The following is a 10,835-nucleotide window of genomic DNA, read 5'->3' on the forward strand; positions in this document are numbered from 1 at the left end:
CACGTATTCGGCCTTGTCCGGCGCAGATTCCGGATCATTCGTGCGCTGATAGACAATGTCCGAGGCTTCTTCGGCCGGGTCTTCGAGGATTTTTCCTTCCGACGAGGTGTGCCAGAGATTGGCATCGACCGAGAACGGCGCCTCGCCGCGCTTGTCTTTCGCCACCTCGATGCCGTTGGCCTCTGCGTAGGCGATGAGCTTGGTGCGCGAGTTGAGGTCCCATTCACGCCACGGCGCGATGACTTTCAGGTCGGGATCGAGCGCGGCAACGCCCAGCTCGAAGCGGACCTGGTCATTGCCCTTGCCGGTCGCGCCGTGTGCAACGGCATCGGCGCCGGTCTCGTGGGCGATCTCGACAAGGCGCTTGGCGATGAGCGGGCGGGCGATCGAGGTGCCGAGCAGGTACTGTCCCTCATAGACCGCGTTGGCGCGCACCATGGGGAAGCAATAATCGCGGACGAACTCCTCGCGCAGATCGTCGATATAGATCTGCTTCACGCCGGCCTTTTCGGCCTTGCGGCGTGCCGGTTCCAGCTCTTCGCCCTGCCCCAGATCGGCGGTGAAGGTAACGACCTCGGCGTCGTAATGGTCCTGCAGCCATTTCAGGATGACCGACGTGTCCAGACCGCCGGAATAGGCGAGCACGATTTTCTTGACGGATTTGGACATGGGCGAGGATCCTCGGCGAGACAGGAACTGGGTACAGCGCGACTGTCTAGCCGCACACGGAACGCTCATAAAGCGTTCTTGCCATTTCCTTGCAAGCCCCGGCTATAGATCACACCCCGTCATCGTTGGACGCGTCATCCGCACTGTAGGTTTCCCGCAGCGGATCGGCTCGCCAGACAAGGTAGGAAATGCCCATTGGCACAAAGGCCGCCAGAAGCGTCGTCGAAACCAGGACGATAAATCCGGCCTCAATGGGCAAAACAGCCATGGAGATAACGCTCACTAGCCCAGCGATCACGAACAGCCAGCCCGCCCAGCGATGGGTGACATCCCACGACCGGTCCGACGACAGGGTCCACGGCGTGCGGATGCCGACAAACCAGTTGGGCCGCGCCTTTCCAAGCGCATTGCCGATCAAGATGAAAAGTATGCCCACACCCATCCCGACAAGGCGCGGTGCCCAGCCGGTCTCGGCGATCCACCCTGTAGCGGTCAGTGTGATGACACCCTGCACAAAGGCGAGAAGCCAAAGCACACCCGACCAGCTGACCAGCACGAGTGCAGGCGAGCGGCGCAGATTGGCGCCGCGCGGGTCGATGACGGGCACGAGCGCGAACAGGCCGCATATCAGGAGAGCAAGGATCGGCAGCGCACCGAACGCCTCAAGGCGCGAACCGTAACGGTTCACACTTCCGTCTGCTGCAAAATGGACCGGGATGGCGGTGCCGTCCGGCGTCGCCAGATAGCCCCAGACAGCCAGCGCAGCAAGTACGAACAATGGCGGCACGCTCAGCTTGAGACCGCGCATGATCATGTTTCATCCTCCTGCCAGTTGCCGCGTGGCGCTAGGAGGCCCAGCACCAGCGCGGCAGCCTCTTGCGCGACACTCATGTTCAGACGGTAGCGTATGGTCTGCCCCGTCTTTTCCGACTGGATGAGCCCCGCCTCCTTCAAGGTCGCGAAATGGCGCGACATGGTCGGCTTGGACACGTCGAACTGGTCAGCCAGCTCGCCTGCACTCATCGGCCCGGCTCGCAAAAGGCGCAGCACCTCGCGGCGTACCGGGTGGGCAAGGGCATCGAAAACATCCATCACGCATTTATTTAGCCTAGACGCTAATTAGTTGCAATGCTAATTACACATCTCCACAGATTGGGAGGAAATGATGTTACGACTGGTCTTGGCGGGCCTGCTGGCCCTGGCTGCAATCTCGGCGGCACACGCACAGGAAAGCCTTGCGGGCACGTGGAACGGCGTCCTGGATGTAGGGGCGGCTCAATTGCGCCTCGAACTGCGCATCGAGGAGAATGAGGACGGATACAGCGCCGTCATGGTGTCCGTCGACCAGGGCGGTTCGGCCATTCCCGTCAGCGATTTCCGCGTCGAATACCCGCAGATCGACCTGCATATGGCGGCTGCAGGGGCACGCTACACCGCCACGCATTCAGATGGCGTTCTGTCCGGCGTGTTCGCTCAAGGCGGGGCAGAGTTTCCGCTCGACATGGCACGGGGCGCAGTCGAGGCAGCCGCCTCTCCCTCCCTTCCCGGCGAACGGGAGGCCGTTATCGAGGCCGGCGTGCGCCTTGCCGGAACCTTGCGCACTCCCGATGGTGACGGCCCGCATCCCGCCATTCTGCTGCTGAACGGTTCAGGCAGTCAGGACCGCGATGTGACAATCGGCGAACACCGCATCTTCGCCACCCTGGCCGATGCGCTGGCCAATGCCGGCATTGCGAGCCTCCGCCTTGATGATCGCGGCATTGGCCTGTCCGGCCTGACACCCGCCAGCGGTCCGCGTGAACTGGGCGAGGATGCCGCTGCCGCCCTCACCTGGCTGCGCACACAGCCGGATGTGGACACACGCTGCACTGGTATCATGGGCCATTCCGAAGGCGGCATGATCGCCTTCCTGCTCCCGGATACCACCCGGCCGGACTTCATCGTCACGCTCGCGGGCATGGCTGGCACGCTGGAAGAAACCCTGCTGGAGCAGGGCGAGGCCATGAATCGCGTCATGGGCGCTGACGAAGCGACAATCAACGCGACATGGGAACGCCAGCTGGCCATGCTGGAGGCCTTGCGCAGCTCGCCGCCGGGTGAGGCGCAGGCGGCTGTCGAGGCCGCCTTCATCGCCCACGGCATTCCCGCCGAAGCCGCCCGTCAGCAAGCGGCGTTCTGGGGCCAGCGCTATGTCCAGGAAGCCGCGGAGCTGAACCCGGCTCCGGCACTGGCAAGCTATGACGGGCCGGTCTTGGCGATCTTTGCCGAAAACGATCTGCAGGTATTGGCCGAAACGAACATCCCCCGGCTGGAATCGGCTCGTGAAGGCCTGCCGACAACCATCCTGACCGCACCGGGCACGAACCATCTCTTCCAGGCGAGCGAAACCGGCTCACCGGCCGAATACCTCAGTGCGCCCCACGCCATGGCGCCCGAAGCGCTCGCCCTGATCGTGAACTCCACGATGTCCCTGATGACGCAGGCCTGCACGCTGAATGACTAGCGCGCTGTCTGGACATTAGAGCCAAGCATCGCCACTTTCCGCGCACGACGCGATGCGAAAAGGAGCGATGCCATGGCCCGCCGACTGGTTGTTATTACAGGAGCTTCATCAGGTATCGGTGCGGCCTTTGCCCGGGAGTTCGCCAGCAAGGGCTGGGATCTCGCCCTTGTAGCCCGCCGCGAGGACCGTCTGCGCGAGCTGGCAGAGGAAATGAAGGCACGCTTTGGCGTCGACAGCCTCATCATTCCAGCGGACCTCGCCAAGGCAACCGCGCCGAAAGAGATCGTCAAGGCGGTCGAGGATGCCGGGCGGCAGATTGACGGCCTCGTCAACAATGCCGGCGCTGGCCAGCCCGGCTTTTTCGTCGACACCAAATGGACCGACCAGACACGTTTTCTCCAGCTCATGGTCACCAATTATCTGGCGCTTGCGCACCTTGTTGCGCCGGGCATGGCTGAGCGCGGCTTTGGCCGGATCATCAATGTCTCGTCCGTGTCGGCGCTCCTGCCGAGCGCCAATGCCCATACCCGCTTCTCCGGGACACTCTATCCGGGCGCGAAAAGCCTGCTGATCAAGTTCTCCGAAGCCCTGCATCTGGAACTTTCCGCGCGCAACGTTCACGTCACGGCGGTCGCGCCGGGCTATACTTGGTCGGAATTCCACGATGTGAACGGCGCCCGCCAGACCGTTTCCAGCCTGCCGAAATTCTGGATGCTCACCGCCGAGGAAGTAGCCATTGCCGGATATGACGCCGTGGAGCGCGGGATCGTGCTGCGCGTGCCTGGCGCCTGGTACAAATTCCTCACCGCATTTTCCAAGATACTGCCTGACCCTGTTGGCCGGGCGATCATGCGGGCCCAGGAGAAGCGGATGGCCGCGCAGGCCGGAGCCAGTCAGTGAGCGCGGATGCGCGCCTGATCACGGCGCTCGATCTGCCGGCAATCGAAGATGCCCGCACCCTGGTCGACCGGATCGGAGACGCAGGCTGCTTCTACAAGATCGGGCTGCAACTCTTCCCGCTTGGCGGAATGGAGCTGTGCCGGGACCTCAAAGCCGCCGGGCACGGCGTGTTTCTGGATTTCAAGCTGCACGATATTCCTGCAACCGTGGAAAAGGCGACGCGGTCCATTGCCCCATCGGGCGCGGATTACCTGACAATCCATGCCGAACCGCCCGTCATGCGCGCGGCGCACAAAGGCCGGGAAGGCACGAGGCTGAAGCTGCTCGGCGTCACCGTGATGACCGCCTACGACGATGCCATGCTGAAGGAAATGGGCTTTGCCTTCGGCACGCGTGATCTGGTGCTGATGCGCACCGAACAGGCGCTGGAAGCGGGCTGCGATGGCGTCATTGCCTCTGCCCACGAAGCCTCAGAGCTGCGCGAACGTTTCGGGGCCGGTTTCGACATCATCACGCCGGGCATCCGGCCTTCTGGCAGCCGTTCAGACGACCAGGCGCGTATCGCCACGCCAGCGGAGGCAATCCACATGGGTGCGAGCCGGATCGTGGTGGGACGACCTATCAACGCAGCGAGCGATCCTCGAAAAGCCGCCCAGGCCATCAACATGGAAATGGCCGCAGTGTAGGCAAGGAACGGCCCGTCAACGCAAAAAAAAGCCCCGGACGATCGGTCCGGGGCTTTTTTCAATTCTGGCTACGAAACAGCCCTAGAGCGTGTCGTTGATCCATTCCTCGATCTTGCCCTTGGCCATGGCACCGACCTTGGTCGATACCAGCTCGCCATTGTTGAAGATCATCAAGGTGGGGATGCCCCGCACGCCGTACTTGCCCGGCGTCATCGGGTTATCGTCGATATTGACCTTTGCCACCGTGATCCTGCCGGCGTGCTCCGAGGCGATCTGGTCGAGGGCGGGCGCAATCTGCTTGCACGGACCGCACCATTCTGCCCAGAAGTCGACAAGTACCGGTCCGCCGGCCTTGAGGACGTCTGCTTCGAAGGAATCGTCAGACACCGCTTTGGTCGCCATGGGCGTTCTCCTTTGGAAGGATGTCGGCCCGAACACCCGGAATCGGCGTGCAGGGCCAGCCTTGATCGCCAGTACACCTAGGAAGCCGACACCTCACGGTCAAGCGCGCCGGGCTGCGCGGCCAGTTCCAGCGCCGCGTCCATGGCTGCATCGGGCAGTTCCATTAATCGCGCTGCATCTGTCCAGACCAGCGCGCACCGGACCTGACGGCCCGGATAGAGCGCGCGAAGAAGCGCCCGATAGGCCCCCATTTGCGCGAGATAGGCCGGAGCAACAGCATCAACCTCTGCCGGTGGTGGCCGGTTTGTCTTGAAATCGACGATCAGGACTGAATCCGGCGTGACGACCAACCGGTCAATCTGCCCGTTGACCCGCACGCCTGCTGGCAGGCCAGGCGCGCTACCGCTCAACGAAACCTCCGCCCTTGATCCCGGCCCAAACAGGGGCGCGAATGCCGGATCGCGGATAAGCCCCAGAGTTTCCCGGGCGATGGCGGCCCGCGCTGCCTCATCCAGACCTTCCTGACGTTCCAGGAAATGGCGCGCGGCCTCATCCTGCCGCTCAGGAGCGATGTCGGGCAGTATTTGCAGGAGCTTGTGCACCAGCGTGCCCCGCTGGAAGCGGTCCCGCCCCCCGTCCGCCAGCGGAGAGAGCCCCGCCGGGGCCTCGCCCGCCTCCAGCCCTGCCAGAAGGCGCGACGGCGCTATAGCGCGCGAGGTTACCGTTTCGCACCGTGCCGGACTGCGCGCCCAGCCGGGCAGCTCCGGCACGGCCTGCGACGCTTCATCCTCCCGCTCTGCCGTTACCGGATCCTTGCCAAAGCGCAGCGCCTTGGCGCGGCTCTCCGCCGGCCATTCATATTGCTCGGCAATAGCGTCAATTGCCGTATCGGCAGGTCGCCAGTCCTCGCCCTGCCAGGCGGCTTGGAGGCGGGTATACCACCCGGTCTTATTCGGTGCTTTTTCATTGCCACGCATGTAGCCGCAAACCACCAGACGATCACGCGCACGGGTCATGGCCACATAGAGAAGCCGCGCCGATTCGGCCGACTGGTCACGTTTCCAGCCATCGCCAAGTTCGGTGATCATCGGCGCGGCGAACGGATCATTTTCCCGCCAGACGAGGCCGCATTCCGCATCGGGGAACATCAGAGGCGTCCTGCCGGCCGCAGGCCCGTTGGTGTCAGGCAGAAAGACAATGGGCGCTTCCAGCCCCTTCGCGCCATGCACCGTCATCACGCGCACTTCATTGCGCCCGCCTTCGGCCTCACGTTTCAGCTCGCCATTTATCCGCGCCATTTCATCAATGAAGCGGGCAAGGGAGGGTGCACCCGCCCGCTCATGGGCGAGCGCGCGAGACAGAAAGGCTTCCAGCGGATCGCGAGCCTCCTCGCGAAGGCGGGAATAGATGCGGGCCGCGCGCGTCTCGCCGCCAGCAGTGCGCTCGCCAAGGAAGCGCGCAAAGAAACTGTAGGGGGTGGAGGTGTCGACCCGGGCACGTACCGCTTTCAGCGCAAGGCGGGCATCGTCCAGCGCGGGGCTGGTATCTGCCAGCAGCGCCTCCCAGAGGGAGCGTCCGTTGCGGCCGTGAGCGAGGTCGAAAAGACAATCCTCATCGATCACGGGCACGTCATTGTCCAACGGGTGGAAGGCCGGGCTCTTCAATACCGCCGCCAGCGAAAGGTCGTCTTCAGGCAAGAGAGCGAACCGGGCCAGCGCCAGCATGTCCTCCACAACCAGCTGATCTGGCAGGGTCAGCCGGTCCGCTCCGGCAACCGGAACCCGGTTTATCTTCAGGCGGCGGATTATCTCGTTGAAGAGCCCGTCGCGCTTTCGCACCAGGATGATGATGTCTCCGGGCCTTGCCGCCCGGCGGTGCCAGTTCGGCTTTTCCTCCCAGACGGTATCGCCCCGGTCCAGCAGCGCGCGGATCTCGTCAGCCACTGCCTTTGCCAGCTGATTACGCGCCGAGGACTGGCGTTCGGTGTCGACCGGGCCGTAATCGTCCAGGCTGTCTTCCTCGCCCTTCGGCGGATACGGAACAATCGGCCATATCTCGACACAGCCTGGGGTGTTGGCGCGCGCAGCATGATGATCCTGATAGCGCGAGAACGGCGTAGCCGCACTCGCGTCAGTATCGGGAGCAACAAACTTTACATCCGGCGCACGCAGCGCAGCCTTGTGCTCGATCGCCGCCTTTTCGGCGGCAAAGGCCGCATCGACCGCGGCGAGGACATCCGCCGAAGACCGGAAGGACGTGGCCAGCGGCGGGCGCGCAAAGCGCCGGCCCGCGTCGCCAGCCATGCGTTCCAGCGCGTGGCCTTGAGCCACAAAACGTCTCGGGTCGGCTTTCTGGAAGGAGTAGATGGACTGCTTCTCGTCGCCAACACAGAACACGCTGCGCGCAAGCCCGGCACGCTCCACGCCTTCTCCGGCAAAGAACTCGTCTGCCAGGGCGTCGATCACATCCCACTGGGCTGGTGACGTATCCTGTGCCTCGTCCACCAGAATATGTTCCAGACCCGCGTCGAGGCGGTAGCGCACCCAGCCCGCCATCTCACCATCGCGCAGAAGGTAGTTCGTCCGTGCAATGAGGTCATCAAAATCAACGGCGCGTTCCCGTGCGAGGGCACGCTCGTAATGGCGGATATACTGACGTGCAATCGTCAATGCCGCCCGCGACAGTGCCAGCGTCCGCTCTGCCGCGAGCTTTGCAAACACCTCCTCCATCCGGACCAGCTCAGTGCCGCGCGGCTCCTGCCCGAACAGGCGGGCGAGGTCTGGATGAACCTCTTCCTGCTTGCCGTTGAAAAAGGCGGCATAGAATTCGCCCTTTTTGCTGAGCAGGAAGCGGCGATAGGCATCATACGCACCCTCGAACTCCCCGGCGGAGAGAGCGTCCAACACTTCATAAAGGGCCTTTGCCCGGGCCTGATCCTTCGCCCCTTTGCTGGCAGCAAGTGCTTCGGCACATCGCACGAGCGCATCGGCGTCCAGCGCGGCCATCGCATCGCGCCGGATCCGGTCACCATCCGCATCCGGATCGATGCCGAGCCTATTGGCCAGCACGGCGACGAGAGCCGCCTCCCCCTGATGCGCCTCGAAGAGCGCCGACAGCAGGTGGCGCTCCTTGGCTGCAAAGGCAAAGACCGCCTCAAATCCTTTGGGGCCGCCAAGCTCGGTCAGTCTGGCGATCTCACGGGCAAGCGGGCTTTCCGGTGCCCGGCGGGCATCGAGATAGACATCACGCTCAGCGTCGCGCCGCACCCGGGCGCTGGTTGCATCATCCTGAGTGGAAAAGCCGGGCGGCAGGCCGGCCTCCATCGGAAACTGACGCAGCAGGCTGTCGCAGAACGCATGCAGTGTCTGGATTTTCAGTCCGCCTGGCGTTTCCAGTGCCCGGGCAAACAGCCGCCGGGCACTCGCAAGCGCGGCGCTGTCTGGCTCCTGCGCGTCGCCGGTCAGCTCTTTAAACGCGCCTTGCAGCTTGCCGTCGGCCATGACCGACCACTCGCCGAGCTTCTTGAAGAGGCGCGCCTGCATCTCGCCGGCTGCGGCCTTGGTGAAGGTGACACACAGGATGGAATCCGGACGCACCCCGGCCAGCAGCAGGCGCGCCACCCGGTCGACCAGCACACGCGTCTTGCCCGAGCCTGCATTCGCCTCGACGAAGACGGTATAGCCGGGGTCAGCCGCAGCCTGCTGCGCCGCGCTCGCCTCTTTTACAATTGCGGGATCAAAGCCGGGAGTGGCCATCATGCGTCCTCCCCGTTCCCGTCCGCATCGGGGGCTGTCGACCATTCCTTGCGGCGGGCCAGATGGTCATAATCGCCATACTCGTTCACGTACTGGCGCCGGGGTTGGCTATGATAAGCCGTGGACGGATCATCGAACTTTGCGATGTAGCGGGTAACAGCTTCCAGCGCGGCTTGCGCCAGCTCATCCGCGCTGCGCCCAGGCGTGTCCTTGGTGGATTTCTCCGTAATCTCATGCACCTCGCCTGCCGTCTTGGTGCCTTTGACACCGACATAGGTAAACCCGGCGATCTGGCCCGGTGGCAAAGCCGAAAACCCGCCGCCTTGCAGGATCGCGCCCTGCAGTGTCAGTTGCGGCGAGAACCCTGCGAGCACTTCTGCCGGTGTCGGTATCCGCCCGGTCTTGAAGTCGAGGATGTGGTAGCCCTCCTCGCTCCGGTCGATCCGGTCCGGCTTAGCCGTTAACCGGAACGGCCCTGCCGGGGCGTTAAGGTCGATATGGCCTTGCGTCTCGATAGCGCCTGGAACCGGAAAAATTCCCTTCGCGCGCCGTTCGGCTTCCCATTCGGCGACCCAGCGCGCCGCATGGGCAAAGCGCGGCAACTCGCTTCCCAGATCCGCCTGTGTGAAGCCAGCCGCCAGCAGTGCGGCTTCACCCAACGCCACAAGCCGGTTCGCCGCATCGTCGGGCAGTCTTGCGGCACTGCCAAGCTCCAGCGTCCAGTCCTCAAGCGCCTTGTGCCACGCTGTGCCGCGTTCGGCGCCGCCCGGTTCCCGGTCCAGCGGATCAAGGACTTTCAAGCCGAGAATCCGGCGCGCATAGACGGCATACGGGTCGCGTATCCAGGTCTCCACGCCGGTAACGGGCATTTCGCGCTTTCGCGCCTCAACAGGCGGCGTCGGAGCGGGTTGCGGCGCAGGCGGCAGCAGGCGTAAAGGCTGGTCCAGCACCTCCGCCAATGCTGCATAATCTGTAGCCGGAGTGAGCGCGGCGCCTGCCTTGTCTTCGCCCAGCTCTCCGGCGGCCAGCGTCTGCAAGCGCCACAGCCAGCGCGAGGCAATGGTGGGCGCGTCATCATCCTGTGTGGACCGGGTCAGGAGGACCTCGGAAGTGGCCGCCAACTCGGCAAAATCGTGTGCCGACAAACCAAGCCTGCGTTCGGGAGACTGCAGCCCCGCCGCAACACGCATGCCGCGCGACAGGAACGGATCGGCCGGGATGGATTGCGGCCACACGCCTTCGTTCAGGCCTGCAAGTATCACCAGATCGGCATGCAGGAGACGCGCCTCCAACGGGCCGAGAAGGGCGAGTCTCGGATGCGTGCCTGAACGCGGCCGCACCCGCCTCTGGCGCGCCGTCTCGAGGAATATCCGGGCGAAAGCCCGCAAGGAGACCGGCGGCAAGGCCCCGGCATCCTCCAGAAACTCACGCATCAGGCTGGCGGCCTGCTCCCCGGCCTCCCCCGCCCAGAGCCGCTCTTCGCCCGGCCGCACATCGCTTGCCGCCAGCGCCTCGCCGGCCCGGACGAGGGCCATCGCCCAGCTGTGTGCAGTTTGCTCGCCCGTCAGGGAAAGCAACGGCTCAAGCCCCTGCTCCATTGCATCGAGAAGCACACGCCATTCTGCCGGGTCATCGCCCGTGAGGAGCACGCGGACATCATCAAAACTGTTGCCGGGCCTGCGTCCACGCAGCCGCTTCGCCTCCAGAGCGTTGAGCAAACGCATCAGGGCCGGCCGCGGGCGCCCGAGCGTGAAAAGGGGCGAAGCCCAGAGGGCCGAAAGCGCGAGCGCAGATCCCGGGTCTGCCGCTGCCTCCAGCACCCGCATAAGGAAGTTGCCGGGCGCGGTATCACTCAGCGCTTCGCCTGCGCTGTCATCCAGCTGCACATCAAAGCGCGCCATCTCGGTGGTGATCCGGCGG

The 10,835-nt window shown here is 64.2% G+C and carries 9 protein-coding genes; 3 read left to right on the forward strand and 6 right to left on the reverse strand.

What is annotated here, in order from left to right; translation table 11 throughout:
- The 3 genes from ACTS2Z_RS10370 to ACTS2Z_RS10380 form a co-directional block, all read right to left on the reverse strand.
- On the reverse strand, positions 1 to 669 hold a 669-nt coding region (locus tag ACTS2Z_RS10370), incomplete at its 3' end, for an argininosuccinate synthase (protein WP_442573138.1).
- 109 nt (positions 670 to 778) lie between these two features.
- Positions 779 to 1,483: an SdpI family protein gene (locus ACTS2Z_RS10375; protein ID WP_442573139.1), complete on the reverse strand. Its 705-nt coding sequence runs from the start codon at positions 1,481 to 1,483 to the stop codon at positions 779 to 781.
- Positions 1,480 to 1,764 carry an autorepressor SdpR family transcription factor gene (locus ACTS2Z_RS10380; RefSeq protein WP_442573140.1) on the reverse strand — a complete coding sequence of 95 codons (285 nt, stop codon included), beginning with the start codon at positions 1,762 to 1,764 and terminating at the stop codon, positions 1,480 to 1,482. Before ACTS2Z_RS10380 ends, ACTS2Z_RS10375 begins: the two co-directional genes overlap by 4 nt.
- A 70-nt stretch (positions 1,765 to 1,834) precedes the next feature.
- On the opposite strand from ACTS2Z_RS10380, the gene ACTS2Z_RS10385 reads away from it, so the two are divergent.
- The 3 genes from ACTS2Z_RS10385 (at position 1,835) to pyrF (ending at position 4,758) form a co-directional block, all read left to right on the forward strand.
- Positions 1,835 to 3,172 (forward strand): alpha/beta hydrolase family protein, encoded by a 1,338-nt coding sequence (locus tag ACTS2Z_RS10385; protein ID WP_442573141.1) that lies wholly within the window; start codon positions 1,835 to 1,837, stop codon positions 3,170 to 3,172.
- A 72-nt stretch (positions 3,173 to 3,244) separates the two neighbouring features.
- Positions 3,245 to 4,072, forward strand: a complete 828-nt coding sequence (locus tag ACTS2Z_RS10390) for an SDR family NAD(P)-dependent oxidoreductase (protein WP_442573142.1) — start codon at positions 3,245 to 3,247, stop codon at positions 4,070 to 4,072.
- A complete protein-coding gene (gene pyrF, locus ACTS2Z_RS10395) occupies positions 4,069 to 4,758 on the forward strand; it encodes an orotidine-5'-phosphate decarboxylase (protein ID WP_442573143.1) in 690 nt (229 codons plus the stop codon). The genes ACTS2Z_RS10390 and pyrF overlap by 4 nt, the downstream gene beginning before the upstream one ends.
- 81 nt (positions 4,759 to 4,839) lie before the next feature.
- Here pyrF and trxA read toward each other — a convergent pair whose 3' ends face one another.
- From trxA to addB, 3 genes are all read right to left on the reverse strand, one after another.
- On the reverse strand, positions 4,840 to 5,160 hold the full coding sequence (gene trxA / locus ACTS2Z_RS10400) for a thioredoxin TrxA (protein WP_442573144.1): 321 nt from the start codon (positions 5,158 to 5,160) through the stop codon (positions 4,840 to 4,842).
- Positions 5,161 to 5,237: 77 nt separating this feature from the next.
- Positions 5,238 to 8,918: a double-strand break repair helicase AddA gene (gene addA, locus ACTS2Z_RS10405; protein WP_442573145.1), complete on the reverse strand. Its 3,681-nt coding sequence runs from the start codon at positions 8,916 to 8,918 to the stop codon at positions 5,238 to 5,240.
- A partial coding sequence (gene addB / locus ACTS2Z_RS10410; protein ID WP_442573146.1) for a double-strand break repair protein AddB occupies positions 8,915 to 10,835 on the reverse strand: 1,921 nt, incomplete at its 5' end. The genes addA and addB, both read right to left, overlap by 4 nt.

The sequence above is a fragment of the Glycocaulis sp. genome (assembly GCF_052168375.1).
Taxonomy (GTDB): domain Bacteria; phylum Pseudomonadota; class Alphaproteobacteria; order Caulobacterales; family Maricaulaceae; genus Glycocaulis.